Raw genomic sequence first — 20,806 nt, forward strand, 5'->3', positions numbered from 1 at the left:
TGGGGCAGATCATGCCATTAATGAACCCGTTTGGTTCAACAATCGTTGTCCCGCATCCGTTAGCACCACACGCCGAGTGTTTCGCCAAAACAGTGGCATATCCATTTTTTGTTCCAGCAATTTCAATGCCTGACTAGCAGAAGGTGTGGTCATTCCCAATGTGCGAGTCGCTTCGCTGATGCTGCCAGCACGGGCAATGGCGTGGAAAATACGCAGTTGTTGGTAGGTTGAGCTATCCATTGTTAGTTTTTACCTAATTCTGTTTTAGTTATTGTTAGTCTAGTTTAATCAATGGCGCAAGTCTATACTACGCATCAAATTCATTCAGAACGCAATAAGGAACAAAAATGAACTCAGTATTAATTATTTCAGGACACCCCGATTTAGAGCATTCTGTGGCGAATCGTGAAATTCTCGCTCAACTGGAAAAAGCCTTGCCACAGGCAGAAATCGTGCATTTGGACTTGGTTTATCCAAATTACCAAATTGATGTGGCGGCGGAGCAAAACCGCTTGCTCAATGCGGACACAATCGTGTTGCAGTTCCCTTTTTATTGGTATAGCTATCCTGCACTGTTGAAAAAATGGGTGGACGATGTGTTTGTGTATGGCTTTGCGCATGGCAGCACGGGCGGCAAATTGGCGGGCAAAAAATTGCTTATCTCTTTTACCACGGGCGCAGCGGCGGAGCAATATCAGCCTGACGGTGCAATGCATCACACAGTAGAACAATTTTTACCCGCATTTCAACAGCTTGCAAACCTTTGCCAAATGCAGTGGCTACCGCCTGTGTATTCAAACGGAATGATGACAATCCCGAATGTCAGCACAGCGGAACAGCTTGCAGCAGTGCGTGAGAAAGCCCTTGATCATGCAACACGCTTAGTTAAAACCATTCAAGATTAAGGAAAGTGCGGTATGTTTTTAGTACAAATTTCATTAGATCCTACAAATAACGCCGTGAATGCCTTGTTAGAAGAGCATCGTGCTTGGCTGAAAAAGTATGCCGAAGCGGGCGTATTCCTGCTATTTGGCCCATATGCAGATCACAAAGGCGGTTTGATTATTGCCCAAGCGGAAAATGAAGCCGCCTTGCAAGTGATTTTGGCGGAAGACGTGTATTTCCATAAACAGTTAGCAGATTATCAGGTTCGCGAATTTGCCGCCAAATTTATCGCAAATGATTTAATGGAAATGGCAAATTAAGCGAAATCACGGAAAACAAGGTTTTCAGACGGCATTATAAAATGCTTATGCCGTCTGAAAATAAAAGAAATAAAAATCTCATAAAATTTGACCACACTTAACATTTGGTCAAATTCTTTTCTCACGCAAAATAGGAGCAAAAAATGCAAAATATTCAAGATAAAGTGGTTATTATCACAGGCGCATCATCAGGTATTGGCGAAGCCACAGCCTATAAACTGGCAGCAGCAGGCGCAAAAATCGTCTTGGGCGCGCGCCGTGAAGACAAGCTCAAAGCCATTGCCGACAAAATCGCGCAAAACGGCGGTGAAGCCGCTTACCGCGTGACGGACGTAGTCAAAGCCGAAGACAATCAAGCCCTTGTACAGCTTGCCAAAGACCGTTTCGGCAAAGTCGATGCCATCTTCCTCAACGCAGGCCTCATGCCCAGCTCACCACTTTCCGCTTTGGAAACCGGCAATTGGAATGCCATGGTGGACGTGAACATCAAAGGCGTATTGAACGGCATTGCCGCCGTCTTGCCCACTTTTGAGGCACAAAAATCAGGGTATATTCTCAGCACCTCATCAGTGGCAGGGCTGAAAGTCTATGCAGGCGCGGCGGTATATTGCGGCACCAAATGGGCAGTAAAAGCCATCATGGAAGCCTTGCGCATGGAATCCGCCCAAGCGGGCACCCATATCCGCACCACCACCCTCTATCCTGCCGCCGTGCAGTCAGAATTGGTCGCAGGCATCACCAACGAACAAGTTTCCAAAGGCTACCGTGAACTGTACGACACGTACGAAATCCCTGCCGACCGTGTCGCCAACGCCGTACTGTTTGCCTTAAGCCAGCCAGAAGACACCGACATCAGTGAAATTACCATTGGCCCAACCACCCAGCCTTGGTAATTAAATCAATAGTATGAAAGACGGCGGAAAGCATGCGTTTTTTGCCGTTTTTTGAAAGGGAGTTATGATATGGGAAACAAAAAACTTTACCGCCATCAACCAAGCCGATGACTTAAAAATCGTGCAAAATTGTGGTGGAAGACTTAGATCTGGACGTTGTACTTTTTGATATAATATTTATAGTATTTGAATTTGGAGGTGTATTATGTTTAAACCAAATAGCATTATTTTATATGTTGATAATGTCGACATTAGCACGGAATTTTATAAAAGTATCTTGGGTGAAGGGCCTATAGAGGCTTATCCTGGATTTTCTGTTTTTTCATTGAAGGATGGTTTTATTTTAGGGCTTCAAACAAAACACGATATTGAACCTAAACCACAGTTATCATTTGGTGGTTTTGAGTTATGTCTGAGTGATATATCCAAAGATGAAGTCAATAATATCTATCGTGATTTCCAAGCTAGAAATATACCAATGGCATTACCGCCAACAGAGCTTGAGTTTGGTTATACGTTTGTAGCATTAGATCCTGATGGTCATCGTATCCGCTTATGTGCGACGGATACTAGTGGAATTGAGAAGTTATAAACTGATCGTTAATATTTATGAAAGACGGCAGAAAGCGTAGGTTTTTCGCCGTTTTTTTAAAGGATAAACCATGAAAAAAATCATGACCGCATTTGCCCTTTCAGCCAGTCTCAGCGTTCAGGCAGCCCCCATCATGAACTTCTTTGAACTTGGCATTGCCGAAGGCCAAAACACCGCCTATCACCAAGTGGCACAGCACAATATCCAAACCTCAATTAAAAACGAAAAAGGCACGTTGGCGATGATTGCTTTGCAATCCCAAAATAATTCGCAACTGGGCTATATGCTGGAGTTATACGTCGATGAAGGTGCCTACCAAATCCATAAAAACTCACCGCAATACCAGTATTTTTTGCAAGCATCGCCGAAAATTCTCACCGACCATAAAAAATTCACCCCATTAACCCCGCAATTTTGGGCAGAAAAAACCTTTACGCCCAGCGAAACCATGCAAAGCAATTTGGTGAAAGTCCACGTCAAACCTGAGTATCAAAACGAGTTTGCCCAAATCGTGAAAAACGAAATGCAAATCGCGATGGACAAAGAAAACGGCGTTTGGCTGATGGCGGCAGGCACGGAGAAAAATGCCCCGAATCATTGGCTATTTTTTGAAATCTATGCCGATGCCAAGGCCTATGAACAACACCGCCAAACTCCGCATTTTCAGGAATATTTGACCAAAACCGCACAGATGGTAGAAGAAAAAGAAATGCTGAAGGTTAAGGCAGAAGTGGTGGGGAATCAGGGGGGAGAATGAATAGGCTGCCTGAAAGGTTTTATCCCCTTAATCTTGCCGTCTATCCTACTTATCTAGCTTATTTTAAATTAGATAGTAAGCTGATTTTCTGGAAGAAATTCAAAAAGCACTATATAATTTGTCCTAGGATTGGCATTCTAATTAATAAAGGAAAAATTATGGAGTTTCCACTATCTATTACAGCTCATATTAATAGTCATGATGGTGATTTTAAACGAGACATTCAATTAAGATCTCCGCTGACCTTTATTATTGGTCCAAATGGTTCAGGGAAAACGCATCTGTTAAAGGGATTTAAAAATAGCTTTTCAGGTTATACAGATAAGAAAGTTCGCTTTATTTCTGCTGGTCGTTTAGGAACATTAGAGCAATATCGTTCTCGTCATGACCCGTATCATTATGGCAGCGATCATATTGACCAAGCCAAATATGGAGGGAAACAATACACTGAACGTCGCCATGATATAGAAACTATTGAAGGAGATTTGCACACATTATCTGCTCGCCCAGATATTCTTATTAAGGTTAGAGAACGCTTACAAAAACTATTCAAAAGAAATATAAGTATTGAATGGGATTCTGGTGAGTTAAAAGTTTATTTTTCTAAAATGGGATCTGATAATAGCCCTTATTCATCGGGACGTGAAGCATCGGGGTTATTGCATTTAGTTAGCCTTTTAACAGCACTATATGATGATGAAGTTGGCGTTTTACTCATTGATGAGCCTGAAGTTTCTCTGCATCCTCAGTTACAAGCCTTCTTGCTGAAAGAGATTTCTCGTGTAGCAGGCATTCCTACTGATGATAGTTATCAGAAAATCATTGTACTAGCAACACATTCAACGGAAATGATCAAAATATCAAGAGCTGATGACTTGCTATCTTTCATCTTTTGTCATGATCTAAAAGAAAATCCTACTCAAATTAGCATTGATTCAGGGGAATTAAAAAATGAAAAAATTAAAGGGGTAATTGCTCGGTTAGGACAAGAACATAAGCTGGCTCTATTTTCTAAAACTCCATTGCTAGTTGAAGGGCCATCTGATGTTATTATTTGCAATACACTTTCCGATAAATTATATTTAAATCTTGAGGCTGCTGGATCCCAAATATTGCCAATTAATGGAAAAGAAGCTATGCCAGCAACGGTAAAATTATTTAGAACAATGGGGAAAAAACCAATAGTTTTAGTTGATGCAGATGCTTTTGCTGATGGAATGAATTTAGTTAATGATTATTTTAATGATGCAGTGATAAAAGCGCATGCAGATGAATTAGTGTGTGCTTCAGGTGGATCAGATATTTTGAAGATGGCTAAAGAAATTCATGATAAATTCTGTTCATTGGTAGAAAGTACTAATTCGAAAGATATTTCCTTAATAGCAGAGACTCCCCCTTATTTTCATTTAACAAAGGATAGTAACTTACAGAAAAGGCGTTCTGCATTATGTTCATTATGTAATAGCAATAGAGATGACTTTACTAAAGAATGGATAAAAATAAAAGATAGAATTTCTGCTTTATTTAATATTTTTGAACAAGTTGGATTGTTTATTTTGAAAAAAGGAACTGTTGAATCCTACTATTGTAGCAATAAGGAAATTACAGATAAAGTTGATGCTGCTGTTCGTGAAAGTGAAAATATTTTCACATTGTCTAATGAGAAAATAGAAGATACATATAGTGATATTGTAAAATGCTTAAGGTTTGCAGCGGATAGCGAAAATATTGATGAATCAAGAGCGATAAGAGATGCACTTCTATCATTTATTACTCCAATTCATGCTCGTTATGCAGAAGGAGCTAGTTTAGATATGATAACTAGTGAGTCATCAATTTTTACTTGCGAGATTAATGAAAAAGAAAAGTTGGAAGTTTCTATGATTAGTAAAGTACTAGAGGTACAAGGATTTCCTATAATTTTAGATAAAGATGATGATGTCCGAAAAGTTGTTAATAAAAGCTTAAATTTATGAAGCAATAATAAGTATAGTATTTAATACTATTTTTAAATAAGATCCTGAATATCTTTATTTTAACAAACACATTCCCTTATTTTGATTTAGTCCGAAAATTGACTATAATGACTTTTTAGTCAATTTTCGGACTTTTTTATGCACAATCATCTGGAACAGCTTGCCCAGCAAATGGGCAGTATCGAACATTTATATGACCGCTGGCTGCAAAAGCAGGGCATTCCCTACAACCGTTTTGCCGTGCTGTATGGCATTGCGGTGTCAGAAGCGCAGCGTTTGACGCAGAAAAACATCAGCGAGGCATGGCAATTGTCCAAGCAGACGGTGTTTAGTCTGTGCAAACAATTGCAGGAACAGGGCTTGATTGCCATTCAGGACAGCGAGAAGGACAGACGGGAAAAATGGTTGGTTTTAACCGCAAAAGGCCAAGCACAGGCTGACGGTTTGGTGCAGGCCTTTGAGCAATTGAGCCAGACGGTTTTTGAGCAGTTTGGTGCGGAAAATACGCGCCAGCTGTGTCAATTATTACAGCAGTTTGAGCAAGTATTTGCCTAGCATGTGGAGCAGGCATCATGTGGCAAAGCCTGAAAAATATCGGTCAGAACCATTTCCGCTTATTACTGGCAACTTTTGCCTTGGTCGGTGCGGAAAATTTTCTGTTTCTTTGCTATCCCTTATTTGGCGGTTTTGCCGTCAATGCGGTGATGAATGGGCAGGTGTGGCAGTCGCTGACTTATGGCCTGTTGGTGCTGTTGATGTGGGGCATTGGCGGATTGCGCCGTTCGGTGGATACTCGCGCGTTTACCCATATTTATACGCAAATCGCCGTCCCTGTGATTTTAAACCAGCGGTCGCAGGCGGTTTCTGTTTCTGCCATTACCGCAAGAGTGGCTTTGTCGCGGGAGTTTGTGAATTTCTTTGAGGAACATTTGCCGCAGTCCATCACCTCTATTTTGTCGATTGTGGGGGCGTGTCTGATGTTAACGGTGCTGGAATGGCCGATTAGTCTGTTCTCTTTGTTGATTTTATTGCTGTTTCTGTTGCTGCTGCCGTGGTTTTCCCGAATGAGTGAGGGGCTTTATGGCCGTCTGAATAACCGCCTGGAGCAGGATAATCACCATATCCGCCAAAGTGATGCCAACCGTCTTTGGCGGCATTATCGTTTGGTGGCGCGTTTGCGCGTGCTGATTTCCAATCGTGAGGCTTTGGGCTATTTTCTGATTGGGACGGCGATGAGTGTGCTGTTTGGCTTTAGCTTTGTTTATTTAAGCCTGCACGGCTATCAAAGCGCTGGGCATGTTTATTCGATAACGACTTATTTGTGGATGTTCGCCATGGCGCTGGATGATGCGCCGCGTTTGGTGGAAAACTACAGTAATTTGAAAGACATTGCGCAAAGGGTGCAGGTGGGGTGAGGAAAAACCGTCTTGATACAAAGCCGAGTTTGAAGAGTGAACTCGGGTTTTTCTTTTCACGCTACCTGAAAAGCTTATCGCACGCACCACGCCTGTTTTGGCAGATACTCACTCAAAAAATCAATCGTGAAAAAATACATTGATGAAGTGTTCACCCTTGGACACGGTAAATTATATGAAAGCGATGGCCGCCACCGCGTAAACCCTACCGAAGGCTATGGGCACAGGCGGACTATTGCAAGGGCGTAAACATATGCTTTCGCTCACTTGGAATGCACCGATTGAAGCTTTCACCCGTAAAGGTGATTTCTTTGACGGCGTGGGCGTGGACGGCGTGTACAACCACTTCCACAAAGCTAACGAATTTATCGGCACAACGGCGCTGCCAACGTTTATCTGCAATGACGTGATTAAATCACCGAATGTACCGATGTATTTGGAGAATTATCGCCAGCATTTGGTGGAGGTTTTTGGCAAAGCCTCGGCTTAATCCCACGACTAAAAATTGCCTGAACATTTTCAGGCAGCCTGAGTGCAATAAAAAGTATAAAACCCAAGTTGAAATGAACTTGGGTTTTTTAAAAGCTAGGCATTTTTATTCTCCATACTTCCGCAAAATGCCTTTCAGTTATTCAAAATCTCACTCTACCTTAAACCGATAAATTACCTGATTTGCTGATCCACGCCAAATAAGCGAAGGATCGGCTTGTTCTTTGATAAATTTGCCGTCAATGAGAACATCAATATAAGGCAGCATCTGGCGTTGAAGATCGTTAAGTTCGGCGAGTTTGTAGCCAGTCCAAAGCCAAATGTCTTTATCTGGGCATTCCCTTTTGACGCGTTTGACTAAGGCAAGCAAGGTCGGCACGTTTCTCGGGTGTAAGGGATCACCGCCTGATAAGCTAAGACCCTGCCGTTTAATGCGTTGATCTTGTAGATCACGAATAATTTGATCTTCCATTGCTTTATCAAAGAGAATGCCCGCACTGAATGACCAGCTTTTTTGGTTGTAACAGCCTTTACAAGCGTGTTCGCAGCCGCTCACAAATAAAGTGCAACGTGTGCCTTCGCCGTTTACGATGTCAACGGGGTAATATTGGAGGTAGTTCATTTTATTGTTTATCTTAAATAATTAATTTTTTCTTTGTGATTGATAACGGATTTCGCCGTTGGCGACTTCCTTTCTTTTGCTTACCCAAAAGAAAGGAAGCAAAGAAAAGGGAACCCCGATCAAACCGCTTTTTCCTCATTCCAATAAAATTTTCTTGACGAAAAGTAAGCCCATACTCGCTACGCTGCGTTCAGGCGTTACTTTTCTAAAAATTTTATCTTCATTCGGGCGGTTTGGACGGGGAAATTCAGTTAGGGCAAATTTAAAGTGCGGTGGAAATTCTTTGAATTTGTTAGAAGTTAGAAAGTACAAAGAAAATTTTCTCGTCCCAGCCACGGCGTGGCTGTGCTATCTAACCACCTACGGCTCGTAGGTGGTGAAGTGGCTTCTAGAACAAATCTCCCCCCCCTCTTTACTAAAGAGGGGCTTGAAAGTTCCCGCTTTACAAAATCTGGGCTTAAATACAGTATCTCCCCGCTTATTTCAGAAGAGCTTCAAAATCCCCATCTATGATCTGGAAAAGATAATGAATTAATCTCCCGTGTAAATTGCCTTCATTTTTAACAAATTTTTAGAAAAGTAACGCCTGAACGCAGCGCAGCGAGTATGGGCTTACTTTTCGTGAAGAAAATTTGTTAAAAATGAAGATAAGCAATTTAGTCGGGTGCTTTTTTCTTTGCCTACTTTCTTTTGAGCAAGCAAAAGAAAGTAGGTCGCTCAACGAGCGAAACTCGTTCTTAACTACAAAGAAAAAAGCGATTTGACGATAAAACAAAATTTTTAACCCCAAAATAAAACGTCATTCCCCACCTACAAATGTTTCACTCTTCTTTTCACCTCTTCCTGCTTCCCAGCATTAAAGGGTCTGGCATCTGGGCTGCCTAGGTAGCCGCAGACTCGGCGGGTGACGGAAACTTTTTCGCTGTCGTGGTTACCGCACTTAGGGCAGGTGAAGCCTTTGCTGGTGCAGTGAAATTCGCCGGTGAAACCACATTCATAACATTCATCAATCGGGGTGTTGGTACCGTAGTAAGGCACGCGGTCGTAGCTGTAATCCCACACATCTTCTAAAGCTTTGAGATTATGCTGAATATTGGGATATTCACCGTAGCAAATAAATCCGCCGTTCGCCAGTGGTGGGTAAGGCATTTCAAAATCCAGTTTGTCGTAAGGATTGACCTTTTTCTCCACATCTAAATGATAGCTGTTGGTGTAGTAGCCTTTGTCGGTTACGCCAGTTATCACGCCAAATTGTTTGGTGTCTAAACGACAGAAACGGTCGCATAAATTTTCGCTTGGGGTGGAATAAAGACTAAACGCGTAACCAGTTTCTTGTCGCCATTGTTTGGTGGCTTGGGCTAAATATTCCACAATCGCAATGCCTTTTTGTCGCAATTGCTCATCATCATAAATATGATATTGCGGATAAAGCGCGTTGATGGTTTCGTGAATGCCAATATAGCCAAGGGAAATGGAAGCGCGGCCATTTTTGAAGATCTCCGCCACGTTATCATCAGCTTTCAATCGCACGCCGCACGCGCCCTCCATATATAAAATAGGGGCAACTCGTGCTTTGGTGTTTTCAAGGCGAGCAATGCGCGTCATTAAGGCTTTTTTCGCGATGGCAAGGCGTTCATCAAGTAAGGCATAAAAACGCTGCTCATCGCCTTTAGCTTCAAGTGCGATACGCGGTAAATTCAGACTGACTACGCCAAGGTTGTTGCGTCCATCGTGCTGTAATTCGCCGTCTTGTTCATACGCGCCTAAAAAACTGCGGCAGCCCATTGGTGCTTTAAAAGAGCCGGTTACTTTGACCACTTGTTCATAATTGAGAATATCGGGATACATTCGTTTAGAAGCACATTCCAACGCCAGTTGTTTGATGTCGTAATTAGGATCGCCAGCTTGTTGGTTTACGCCTTTTTTAATAGTAAAAACCAATTTCGGGAAGACGGGCGTTTTGTGATTTTTGCCTAAGCCACGAATTCGGTTGCGTAAAATGGCTTGCTGAATTAAACGCGCTTGCCAGCTCGTGCCTAAACCAAAACCAAAGGTAACAAAAGGGGTTTGTCCGTTGGACGTGTGAAGCGTATTCACTTCATATTCCAACGATTGGAATGCGTCAAAACAATCCTTTTCAATCAACGCCTTGGCATAATTTTCAGGCTCAGGCACCTTCCATTGCTGGGCAGTTTTTAAATGCTTTTCATAACTCAGTTGCACATAGGGCGCAAGCACTTCATCAATGCGATTAATGGTTGTGCCGCCGTAAATATGGCTCGCGACTTGGGCAATAATCTGTGCGGTAACCGCCGTTGCCGTACCGATGGATTTCGGCGGTTCAATTTCTGCATTGCCCATTTTAAAACCTTGGGTGAGCATTCCTTTGAGATCCACCAACATACAATTAAACATTGGGAAGAATGGCGCGTAATCCAAATCGTGATAATGAATTTCCCCTTTTTCGTGCGCTTCCACCACATCACGCGGCAGAATGTAACGCTTGGCATAATGTTTCGCCACAATGCCTGCCAGCAAATCCCGCTGCGTTGGGATCACTTTCGCGTCTTTATTAGCATTTTCATTAAGCAATTCCACGTTGCTTTGCTCAATCAGCCCTTCAATTTCACGCGTAAGCTGGCTCCGCTTTTCCCGCGCTAAATCACGATCGTGGCGATACTCAATATAGGCCCGTGCTACTTGCGGATAATCACTCGCCATTAACTGATTTTCAACCTGCAACTGAATGTCGTGAATGTCAATTTCCTGCTGATACTTAGCAAAAATGCCATTGGCAACCTGTTGCCCCATTTTTTGCCAATAATTTTCCTGATCAATGCCAACCGCCAATGCCGCTTTACGAATAGCATTAATGATGCGCTGAATATCGAATTGTGCGCGTGAACCATCGCGTTTAATCACAAAAAACGAACTCATTGTACAACCCCTATATCTTGTGTCTTTATGATTTTGAAAGCACTATATATAGATGTTTTGCTAAATTCAACAGACAAAAATTAGGGTTTTTTAGCTTATTTTTTGAACGAAATGGGGTGAATGAGTTGATTTTACTGGGCTGTTTTTATCTTTATTGATGAGAATTGTTCTCAATAAATGTTTTGTTTTATTGATTTAGATCAAAGTTTATAAAAATAAAAGTGTGGTGGAAAACTCAGCAATTTTTGCTGTTAGGGGAAAAATTGATAATAAAAATGCGGTGAAAAATCACCGCACTTTATTATTTATACATTTTTTCAATTTGCGCTTTATAACGTTCTAAAATCACTTTGCGGCGTAGTTTTAAGGTTGGAGTAATTTCGTTCATTGCGGTGGTGAAAGCCTGTGGTAGCAGGGTGAATTTCTTCACTTGCTCAAAGCTCGCCAGCTCTTTTTGCAATTCATTTAAGCGTTTTTCAAACAGCTGAATAATTTCGGAATGTTTGATCAATTCCATACGATCTTGATATTTGATATTGAGCTTTTTCGCATATTCTTCTAAAGAAGCAAAACAAGGCACGATCAAGGCGGAAACATATTTTTTCGCATCAGCGATCACGGCAATTTGCTCAATAAATTTATCTTTGCCGATTTTGCCTTCAATGTGCTGTGGCGCAATATATTTGCCGTTTGAGGTTTTCATTAGCTCTTTGATGCGATCGGTGATGTAAAGATGGCCTTGTTCATCTAATTGACCGGCATCACCAGTTTTTAAGAAACCATCAGCAGTAAAAGCGGCGGCCGTTTCTTCTGGTTTTTTGTAATAACCACGCATTACCATTTCGCCACGCACTAAGATTTCGTCATTTTCGCCAATTTTTACTTCCGCACCCGGCATTAGCTTGCCGATAGAATTTGGCTCGAAATGATCATCTTCCCAGCACGAAACGGTGGCGGTAGTTTCCGTCATACCATAACCTAGCTTAATATTAATGCCAATGCTGTGAAAAAATAGCCCAATGGTAGGTTCTAATTTTGCCCCGCCGCACGGCATCATACGAATACGTCCACCGAGTAGGTTGCGTAATTTGCTCAGCACCAATTTATCCGCTAAGAAAAATTGCTGTTTAAGCCAAAATGGAATGGGTTGTTTTTGGCTTTTACGATCAAAATAACGATGTCCCACGTTCATTGCCCAGTTAAATAAGGCGCGGCGAATCTTTGGCGCTTGCTGCACTTTATCGTGGATCGCGGTGTAAATTTTTTCGTAAAAACGTGGTACGGCGCACATTAATGTTGGACGGATTTCACTTAACGCCGCGCGCACTTGGTCGGTGTTTTCAATATAACAATTCACCGCGCCACGATGTAGCACATAGGCCACCCACGCACGTTCAAAAATATGGGAGAACGGCAGAAAAGAAAGAGAAATGTCCTGTTCTGTAATCGGCTTCAATGCTTGATCGTGGGCTTTTAGCTGATGAGCAAGGTTGGCATAATCCAACATTACGCCTTTTGGCTTGCCTGTGGTGCCAGAAGTATAAATCAGGGTAAATAGATCATTCAGTTGTTTTTCATCAAGACGCTGTTGTAATTCTGCGGGATTGGTGTGCGAGCCTGTTGCGATAAAGTCTGCCCAATGGCAAGCCTGTGGGTGATCGTGTAGCCGAATGCTGTCTTTCATCGCGACAATATGTTGTAACTGCGGGCAATCTGCAACGATTTGTAGTGCTTGATCATACTGTTCTTGATCGCCAACAAACAGAATTTTAATATCGGCATCATTAATGATAAATGCTGCTTGTTGCGCGGTGTTCGTGGCGTAAATAGGCACGGTAATCGCGCGAATTTGCAAAGTGGCAATATCAGCGACTGTCCAGCGCGGCATATTGTGTGCAAAAATACCAATTTTATCTTGTACATCAATATGATGGGCAAGCAACGCAAGAGAAAGGGCGTTCACTTGCTGCTGAAAGTCAGCCCAAGAAATATCGTGCCATTGTTGATTTTCAAAATAACGAAGTGCGGTGTTATTTTTTAATGTTTTTGCCTGCTGTTGAAAGCGGCTAACAAAATGAAAATCAAGGGTATTTGTCATTCTTCTTTTTCCTATTTAACAAATCGTTTTTAACAAATAGCTGAGTTTTAGCGTACAGCTGTAAGGCTAAATATAATCGTTAATCAAAGAAAAAGCGAGAAAAATCCGTTTAAAACTACGGATAACCAGTGATTTTGTGAGCAATATAATAGTTTTAGCAAGCGAACAGCTGTTCATTTTTATCTAGAAAAGACAGGATATTCTTAGCGAAAAGCAGACAGGGAAATTAGAGATAATCAATCACAGCAATAAAAATGTGGCGAAAAAAAACCGCACTTTAAAAGTGCGGCTTAATTTTGAAGGTTTTTTAATTAGCCTTTGTAGTTGTGAATGTGAGCTACTAAGTCTAATACTTTGTTTGAATAACCTGTTTCGTTATCGTACCAAGAGACTAATTTAACGAAAGTATCAGTTAATGCGATACCCGCTTCTGCATCGAATACAGAAGTTAATGCGCAGCCGTTGAAGTCTGTTGATACTACTGCATCTTCAGTGTAGCCTAAAACGCCTTTCAATTCGTTTTCAGAAGCACGTTTGATTTCTGCACAGATTTCAGCGTAAGTTGCTGGTTTTTCAAGGTTTACAGTTAAATCAACTACAGACACGTTTGGTGTAGGAACACGGAACGCCATACCAGTTAATTTACCATTTAATTCAGGAATTACTTTACCTACTGCTTTCGCTGCACCTGTTGAAGATGGAATGATGTTTTGAGAAGCACCACGACCACCACGCCAGTCTTTCGCTGAAGGACCATCAACTGTTTTTTGAGTTGCAGTTGTTGCGTGAACAGTTGTCATTAAACCGTCTTTGATACCCCATTTGTCGTTAATTACTTTCGCTAATGGTGCTAAACAGTTTGTTGTACAAGATGCGTTTGAAACGATGTCTTGACCAGCATAAGTATCAAAGTTTACGCCGTTTACAAACATTGGAGTAGCATCTTTAGAAGGACCAGTTAAAACAACTTTTTTCGCGCCTGCTTCAATGTGTTTGCGAGCAGTTTCATCTGTTAAGAAGATACCTGTTGCTTCAACTGCGATATCAACACCGATTTCGTTCCATTTAAGGTTTGCAGGATCACGCTCAGAAGTTACACGGATTGTTTTACCGTTTACCACTAAATGACCGTCTTTCACTTCAACAGTACCATCGAAACGACCGTGAGTTGAATCATATTTCAACATATAAGCCATATATTCAACGTCAATTAAGTCGTTGATGCCAACAACTTCGATGTCATCGCGTTGTTGTGCTGCACGGAATACGATACGACCGATACGGCCGAAACCATTGATACCAATTTTAATAGCCATAAGTTTTTCACCTATAATTTAAGTTAAACAAAAGGGTTACGGTGCATAGAAAGCATTCTATTTTCCGTTCGCGGTGGATTATAGCACGCTTTTTAGGTAGGGTGAAACTAACTCGCAAGAAAACCGTAAAACATTTGTGATCTACATCAAAACTTTGCGGATCAGCCAGTTAGCTTGTTTTTATTTTGTAAAAATTAAGTAAAAAAACACCGCACTTCTAATGATTTTTTTCCGATTTATCGGCATAATGAACGAAATTTGATGAAAATTAAGGATAAACAATGAGCCAAGGTAACCTTTATATTATTTCAGCCCCAAGCGGCGCGGGGAAATCGTCTTTAATCGCCGCCTTATTGGCGAAAGACAATGGGCGTGAAATGATGGTTTCTGTTTCCCATACCACGCGTGCACCTCGCCCCGGTGAAGTGGACGGCGTGCATTATCATTTTGTCAGTAAAGAAGAATTTGAACGTCTAATCGAACAAGATTTGTTCTTGGAATATGCCAAAGTGTTTGGCGGCAATTATTATGGTACATCCTTGCCGACCATTGAAAAAAGTTTGGTGCAAGGCATTGATGTTTTTTTAGATATTGATTGGCAAGGGGCGCAACAAATTCGCGCTAAATTGCCACAAGTTAAAAGTATTTTTATTTTGCCCCCTTCAGTTGAAGAATTGGAACGTCGTTTAATTGGACGTGGGCAGGATAGCGCAGAAGTCATTGCTGATCGTATGGCAAAAGCCACCAGTGAAATGTCCCACTATGACGAATATGATTATGTGATTATTAATGATAATTTCGAGCAAGCGGTAGCGGATTTACAACATATTTTGCGTGCGGAATGCTTAACGAAAAGCTATCAACAAGCGCAAAATATCGCTTTAATTCATCAATTACTGGCAAAATAATTGACATTTTAGTATCATTATATCCCTTTTATTTATTGAAGAATTTTAACTGATTGGAGTAAATTTATGGCTCGTGTAACAGTGCAAGATGCGGTAGAGCAAATTGGTAACCGTTTTGATTTAATTTTAACCGCAGCACGCCGTGCAAGAGAGTTACAATTACATTTGCGTGAACCTCTAGTTCCAGAAGATAATGATAAGCCAACGGTAATCGCTTTGCGTGAAATTGAAAAAGGCTTGATTAACAACGAAATTATGAATGCGCACGAGCGCCAAGATGCTTTAGAGCAAGAAGCAACAGAGCATCACGCAGTGTCTTTATTATCTTCATAAGCGATAAAAGTGCGGTTGTTTTTTGTTCCATTTTTATCATTGGCAATAAAATTTGAATAAAAAGTTAGGTGTCCTTTGTACTTATTTGAACGTTTAGAGCATATTATCCGAGGCTATTTACCGCCTGAACAAATTGAATTAGTAAGACGTGCATACGTTATCGCACGAGATGCACACGAAGGACAATCTCGCTCCAGCGGCGAGCCGTACATTACTCACCCTGTTGCGGTGGCATCAATTATTGCAGAAATGCGTTTAGATCACGAAGCCGTGATGGGCGCATTGTTGCACGATGTGATTGAAGACACTCCTTACACTGAAGAACAGCTCAAAGAAGAATTTGGTGCGAGTGTTGCTGAAATTGTTGAAGGCGTATCTAAGTTAGATAAGCTCAAATTCCGCACCCGCCAAGAAGCCCAAGTGGAAAATTTCCGCAAAATGATTTTGGCGATGACCAAAGACATTCGTGTTGTTCTGATTAAACTGGCTGACCGCACCCACAATATGCGTACTCTTGGCGCATTACGCCCTGACAAACGGCGTAGAATTGCGAAAGAAACTTTGGAAATTTACGCCCCACTTGCCCATCGTTTAGGGATCGAACATATTAAAAATGAGCTAGAAGATCTCGGCTTTGAAGCAATGCACCCGCAACGTTATGCCGTCTTACAAAAAGTTATTCAAATTGCGCGTGGTAACCGCAAAGATATGATCGAACGGATTTCTGATGAAATCAAAGGACGTTTAGCAGATGTGGGCATTGAAGCGCGCGTATTTGGGCGAGAAAAACATCTTTATGCCATTTATCAAAAAATGCGCTTAAAAGATCAGCAATTTCATTCCATTATGGATATTTATGCGTTCCGTGCGGTGGTGAAAGATGTGGATACTTGCTACCGTGTATTAGGGCAAATGCACGGTTTGTATAAGCCACGTCCGGGGCGTGTGAAAGATTATATTGCCGTGCCGAAAGCCAATGGTTATCAATCCCTGCATACTTCGATGATTGGCCCACACGGCGTGCCAGTGGAAGTGCAAATCCGCACGGAAGAAATGGATCAAATGGCAGAAATGGGGGTTGCGGCACATTGGGCATATAAGCAAGGCGGCAAAAATGACAGCACTACCGCACAAATTCGTGCTCAGCGTTGGCTACAAAGCTTGATTGAGCTTCAACAAAGTGCGGGTAATTCTTTTGAATTTATTGAAAGTGTCAAATCAGAATTTTTCCCGAAAGAGATTTATGTGTTTACCCCGAAAGGGCGTATTGTGGAATTGCCAGTGGGCGCAACCCCAGTAGATTTCGCTTATGCGGTGCATTCTGGCATTGGCAATGCCTGTATCGCAGCCAATGTGGATCGCAAACCTTATCCCCTTTCTCAATCATTGCAATCAGGGCAAACCATTGAAATTATCACCGCACCGACAGCACAACCTGATGTGGGCTGGCTGAATTTTGTGGTAACCGCAAAAGCCCGTTCTAATATTCGCCACGCCTTGAAAAATCTGCGTTCAGATACGGCGATCGTTCTTGGTAAACGCCAACTTACTAATGCGTTGCTGCCACATAAATTAGAACAAATCCCAGAGCAACGAATTGATGAATTATTAAGCGATCTAAAACTTAATCGTTTTGAAGATTTATTGGCGGAAATTGGTTTAGGTAACCAAATGAGTGCCGTGATTGCTTATCGTTTATTAGGCGAAAGCATTGAAATTGATACAGACGGCGATCTCAGCAACAATAAAAATATTTTTGTCATTAACGGCAATGAAAGCCTGCTTACCACCTTTGCGCAATGTTGCCACCCAATTCCGGGTGATCCGATTGTGGCATACGCAAGCCCAGGGAAAGGCCTAGTGGTGCATCACGAAGCTTGTGCAAATTTGCGTAATCGAAAAGAAAATCCAGAGCATTTCACCCCAGTTACTTGGGAGAAAAGCGATAACAAAGTGGAATTTGAAACCGAATTACGCATTGAAATGATTAATCAGCAAGGGGCGCTGCCGAATTTAACCTCTAATATTTCCGCGATGGATAGCAATATTCACAGCATTTGGACGGAAGAGCAAGACGGCCGTTTATATCAAATCGTGGTGTTATTGACGGCAAAAGATACCCATCATTTAAGTCAAATTATGCGCAAAATCAAAACCTTACCCGGTTTTGTCAGCATTGAACGTAATATAAATCGCTAATGGCTACGGAAATTCTTGGTGCAGTTCCGCTGACCACACTTTCTGGTGTAGGCGCAGCGGTTTCGGCAAAACTGAGCCGAATTGGCATTAATAATCTGCAAGATTTGCTTTTTCATCTGCCTAGCCGTTATGAAGACCGTACAAGAATTACGCCCATAATCGATCTTCGCCCTGAACAATATGCCACAATTAGCGCCACGGTTCAGCTTTGCGAAGTGCAATTTGGACGCCGCCCGATTTTAACGGTCGTGGTGTCTGATGGCACATCGAAGCTGACTTTACGTTTTTTCAATTTCAATGCCGCAATGCGAAACAGCTTTCAAGTGGGAACGAAAGTGAAAGCCTTTGGCGAAATCAAACGAGGTCGCTTTATGGCAGAAATTCATCACCCCGAATATCAAATTATTCGTGATGATGCCCCTTTGGTAATGGCTGAAACCCTGACGCCAATTTATCCCACCACAGAAGGATTAAAGCAAAATTCTTTACGCAAATTAACGGATCAAGCGCTGGCTTTGCTTGATAAAATCCAGCTGCCCGAAATTTTGCCTGATGAATTTAATCCTTATCCATACAGTTTGAAAGAGGCGATCCGTTTTTTACATCGTCCACCGCCAGATGTGTCGCTGGAAATGCTGGAAAAAGGACAGCACCCTGCGCAAGTGCGGTTAATTTTTGAAGAATTATTAGCACATAATTTGGCAATGCAAAAAGTGCGGTCAAATATTCAGCAGTTTTTTGCACTGCCCTTGCAATATCAAACGGATCTCAAATCACGCTTTTTACAGCGTTTACCCTTCACCCCCACCAATGCACAACGCCGAGTGGTGCAGGATATTGAGCAAGATCTGCAAAAGCCTTATCCAATGATGCGATTAGTGCAGGGCGATGTGGGATCGGGGAAAACCTTGGTCGCGGCATTAGCTGCACTGGTGGCAATTGACAATCAAAAGCAAGTGGCACTTATGGCGCCGACAGAAATTTTGGCGGAACAGCATTTTGCTAATTTCCAAAATTGGTTTGAGCCTTTAGGCATCAAAGTGGGTTGGCTAGCAGGAAAAGTCAAAGGCAAGGCTCGACAAGCTGTGCTAGAGCAGATGAAAGCAGGCGAAGTGCAGATGATTGTGGGAACGCATGCCTTATTTCAACAGGACGTAGAATTTAATGATCTCGCCTTAGTGATTATTGATGAACAGCACCGATTTGGCGTACATCAGCGGCTAATGTTGCGGGAAAAAGGCGGAAAATCAGGCAATTACCCTCATCAATTAATTATGACCGCCACCCCTATTCCGCGTACCTTAGCAATGACGGTGTATGCGGATTTAGATACATCAGTTATTGATGAATTACCTCCAGGACGAACGCCGATCACCACTATTGCCATTTCAGAAGAGCGCCGCGCAGAAATTGTCGCGCGTGTGTATCAGGCTTGCGTGAATGAAAAGCGTCAGGCCTATTGGGTTTGCACGCTCATTGATGAAAGTGAAGTGCTGGAAGCGCAAGCAGCGGAAGCCATTTGGGAAGATTTAACCAAAGCGCTGCCAAATTTACGCATCGGTTTAGTTCACGGGCGAATGAAACCCACTGAAAAACAAGAGATTATGGCAAGTTTCAAAGCAGCCGAGTTAGATGTATTGGTGGCAACCACCGTGATTGAAGTGGGTGTAGATGTGCCTAATGCCAGCTTGATGATTATTGAAAATGCCGAACGCCTTGGGCTATCTCAACTTCACCAGTTGCGTGGTCGAGTTGGGCGCGGAAGTACGGCATCTTTCTGTGTTTTAATGTATAAGCCTCCGCTTGGTAAGGTGTCGAAAAAACGCTTACAAGTATTGCGTGAAAGCCAAGACGGCTTCTATATTTCGGAAAAAGATCTGGAAATTCGTGGGCCGGGGGAAGTGTTAGGCACAAAACAAACCGGCGTGGCGGAATTTAAAGTGGCGAATTTAATGCGTGATCGAAAAATGATCCCAACTGTACAGCATTATGCCAGAGCAATGATCAGCAAATATCCACAACTTTCTGAGACTTTGATTCAGCGTTGGCTTGATGAGAAAACCATTTATTCCAATGCGTAAACTTTACCTTGAGATGTGCTGAACGAAGGTATAAGATCATCTCAATATCAATGAATTTCCTACAAAAATGACAGCACCAACCATCTTATTTTTTGATTCAGGCATTGGCGGCTTAAGCGTTTATCGCGAAGTGAAAGCCTTGTTGCCAGACTGCCACTATCTTTATTGTTTAGATAATGCTTTTTTCCCTTACTCTGAAAAAGCTGAACAGGCGATCATTGAACGTTGTGTGGCAATTTGTCAGAAAATCGCGCAGCAACATCCACTTGATTTAATTGTGATTGCCTGCAATACCGCAAGCACCGTGGTTCTGCCTGCCTTGCGCGAAAAATTTTCTTGCCCTGTTGTAGGAACGGTTCCTGCTATCAAACCTGCTGCTCAACAAACGCAAACAGGCGTCATCGGCTTGCTCGCCACCAAAGGCACCGTAAAACGCCCTTATGTCGATAAATTGATCCAAGACTACGCAAGCCACTGCGAAGTGGAAAAGTTGGGGAGTACAGAATTAGTTAAAATTGCAGAAGAAAAATTGCAAGGTTATCCCGTTGATCCCATTAGGCTTTTACGCGAGGTCAAAGATTGGCAACGAAATTTAACCTTGGATACGGTGATTTTAGGTTGCACACATTTTCCATTCTTAAAAGCAGAATTAAAAGCTTGCTTGCCACAAGTGAAATATTTTTTAGATCCTAGCAAAGCGATCGCTAAACGCGTGAAAGATTTACTCGGTGAATCGCAGCAAAAATCAGCTAAAGATAATCTGGTCTATTGCACAAAAGAAAGCAAAGAACAGCTTTCGTTATTAAAGGTATTTAAACAATTTGGTTTTTCAGAATTGCACGCGCTCACTTTAGGTGAATAAGAACGCGTGAAATAATAAAGTGCGGTAAAAATTTTGCTAATTTTCCACCGCACTTTGCCTGATAATTCAGCGGTGTGATTTTAAAATAATCAGTTGCAATGATTTTTCGTGTTTTTTGCGATT

18 protein-coding genes and 1 pseudogene are annotated in these 20,806 nt (G+C 42.1%); 14 read left to right on the forward strand and 5 right to left on the reverse strand.

What is annotated here, in order from left to right:
* Window positions 1–9: 9 nt before the first annotated feature.
* Window positions 10–240 carry a LysR family transcriptional regulator gene (locus ACLS0A_RS09740; RefSeq protein WP_416083322.1) on the reverse strand — a complete coding sequence of 77 codons (231 nt, stop codon included), beginning with the start codon at window positions 238–240 and terminating at the stop codon, window positions 10–12.
* A gap of 107 nt (window positions 241–347) precedes the next feature.
* On the opposite strand from ACLS0A_RS09740, the gene ACLS0A_RS09745 reads away from it, so the two are divergent.
* The 9 genes and pseudogenes from ACLS0A_RS09745 to ACLS0A_RS09785 form a co-directional block, all read left to right on the forward strand.
* Window positions 348–905, forward strand: coding sequence for an NAD(P)H-dependent oxidoreductase (locus ACLS0A_RS09745; protein WP_416083323.1), 558 nt, complete (start codon window positions 348–350; stop codon window positions 903–905).
* Between the two features lie 12 nt (window positions 906–917).
* Entirely contained in the window at window positions 918–1,205 is a 288-nt protein-coding gene (locus tag ACLS0A_RS09750; protein ID WP_416083324.1) for a YciI family protein, read from the forward strand.
* A gap of 143 nt (window positions 1,206–1,348) precedes the next feature.
* Window positions 1,349–2,098: an SDR family oxidoreductase gene (locus tag ACLS0A_RS09755; RefSeq protein ID WP_416083325.1), complete on the forward strand. Its 750-nt coding sequence runs from the start codon at window positions 1,349–1,351 to the stop codon at window positions 2,096–2,098.
* Window positions 2,099–2,303: 205 nt separating this feature from the next.
* Window positions 2,304–2,690 carry a VOC family protein gene (locus ACLS0A_RS09760; protein ID WP_126373374.1) on the forward strand — a complete coding sequence of 129 codons (387 nt, stop codon included), beginning with the start codon at window positions 2,304–2,306 and terminating at the stop codon, window positions 2,688–2,690.
* Between the two features lie 70 nt (window positions 2,691–2,760).
* Window positions 2,761–3,447: an antibiotic biosynthesis monooxygenase gene (locus ACLS0A_RS09765; protein WP_416083326.1), complete on the forward strand. Its 687-nt coding sequence runs from the start codon at window positions 2,761–2,763 to the stop codon at window positions 3,445–3,447.
* Window positions 3,448–3,605: 158 nt separating this feature from the next.
* Complete coding sequence (locus ACLS0A_RS09770; protein ID WP_423105286.1) at window positions 3,606–5,423, forward strand: ATP-dependent nuclease; 1,818 nt, start codon at window positions 3,606–3,608, stop codon at window positions 5,421–5,423.
* Window positions 5,424–5,561: 138 nt separating this feature from the next.
* Window positions 5,562–5,978, forward strand: a complete 417-nt coding sequence (locus tag ACLS0A_RS09775; RefSeq protein ID WP_423105285.1) for a MarR family winged helix-turn-helix transcriptional regulator — start codon at window positions 5,562–5,564, stop codon at window positions 5,976–5,978.
* 17 nt (window positions 5,979–5,995) lie between these two features.
* A complete protein-coding gene (locus tag ACLS0A_RS09780) occupies window positions 5,996–6,838 on the forward strand; it encodes an ABC transporter six-transmembrane domain-containing protein (RefSeq protein ID WP_416083329.1) in 843 nt (280 codons plus the stop codon).
* Between the two features lie 126 nt (window positions 6,839–6,964).
* Window positions 6,965–7,328, forward strand: a pseudogene (locus tag ACLS0A_RS09785) (NAD(P)H-dependent oxidoreductase); the annotation flags it as partial.
* Between the two features lie 150 nt (window positions 7,329–7,478).
* Here ACLS0A_RS09785 and nrdG read toward each other — a convergent pair.
* The 4 genes from nrdG to gapA all read right to left on the reverse strand — a co-directional run bounded on the left by nrdG (window position 7,479) and on the right by gapA (window position 14,300).
* Window positions 7,479–7,949 (reverse strand): anaerobic ribonucleoside-triphosphate reductase-activating protein, encoded by a 471-nt coding sequence (gene nrdG / locus ACLS0A_RS09790; RefSeq protein ID WP_416083330.1) that lies wholly within the window; start codon window positions 7,947–7,949, stop codon window positions 7,479–7,481.
* Window positions 7,950–8,759: 810 nt separating this feature from the next.
* Entirely contained in the window at window positions 8,760–10,886 is a 2,127-nt protein-coding gene (gene nrdD / locus ACLS0A_RS09795) for an anaerobic ribonucleoside-triphosphate reductase (RefSeq protein ID WP_416083331.1), read from the reverse strand.
* Window positions 10,887–11,187: 301 nt separating this feature from the next.
* The gene (locus ACLS0A_RS09800) at window positions 11,188–12,984 is read right to left on the reverse strand and encodes an AMP-dependent synthetase/ligase (RefSeq protein WP_416083332.1); all 1,797 of its coding nucleotides are present in this window, start codon (window positions 12,982–12,984) and stop codon (window positions 11,188–11,190) included.
* A 311-nt stretch (window positions 12,985–13,295) separates the two neighbouring features.
* A complete protein-coding gene (gene gapA / locus ACLS0A_RS09805) occupies window positions 13,296–14,300 on the reverse strand; it encodes a glyceraldehyde-3-phosphate dehydrogenase (protein ID WP_103854106.1) in 1,005 nt (334 codons plus the stop codon).
* Between the two features lie 281 nt (window positions 14,301–14,581).
* Here gapA and gmk point away from each other — a divergent pair, with 281 nt between their 5' ends.
* The 5 genes from gmk to murI all read left to right on the forward strand — a co-directional run bounded on the left by gmk (window position 14,582) and on the right by murI (window position 20,683).
* On the forward strand, window positions 14,582–15,208 hold the full coding sequence (gene gmk / locus ACLS0A_RS09810) for a guanylate kinase (protein WP_416083333.1): 627 nt from the start codon (window positions 14,582–14,584) through the stop codon (window positions 15,206–15,208).
* Window positions 15,209–15,274: 66 nt separating this feature from the next.
* Complete coding sequence (rpoZ, locus tag ACLS0A_RS09815) at window positions 15,275–15,541, forward strand: DNA-directed RNA polymerase subunit omega (protein WP_103855460.1); 267 nt, start codon at window positions 15,275–15,277, stop codon at window positions 15,539–15,541.
* A gap of 75 nt (window positions 15,542–15,616) precedes the next feature.
* Window positions 15,617–17,740, forward strand: coding sequence for a bifunctional GTP diphosphokinase/guanosine-3',5'-bis pyrophosphate 3'-pyrophosphohydrolase (spoT, locus tag ACLS0A_RS09820; RefSeq protein ID WP_416083334.1), 2,124 nt, complete (start codon window positions 15,617–15,619; stop codon window positions 17,738–17,740).
* Entirely contained in the window at window positions 17,740–19,821 is a 2,082-nt protein-coding gene (recG, locus tag ACLS0A_RS09825) for an ATP-dependent DNA helicase RecG (RefSeq protein WP_416083335.1), read from the forward strand. Before spoT ends, recG begins: the two co-directional genes overlap by 1 nt.
* A gap of 67 nt (window positions 19,822–19,888) precedes the next feature.
* Complete coding sequence (gene murI / locus ACLS0A_RS09830; RefSeq protein WP_416083336.1) at window positions 19,889–20,683, forward strand: glutamate racemase; 795 nt, start codon at window positions 19,889–19,891, stop codon at window positions 20,681–20,683.
* Window positions 20,684–20,806 lie beyond the last annotated feature (123 nt).

The organism is Avibacterium volantium, from assembly GCF_049366555.1.
Classification (GTDB): domain Bacteria; phylum Pseudomonadota; class Gammaproteobacteria; order Enterobacterales; family Pasteurellaceae; genus Avibacterium; species Avibacterium volantium_A.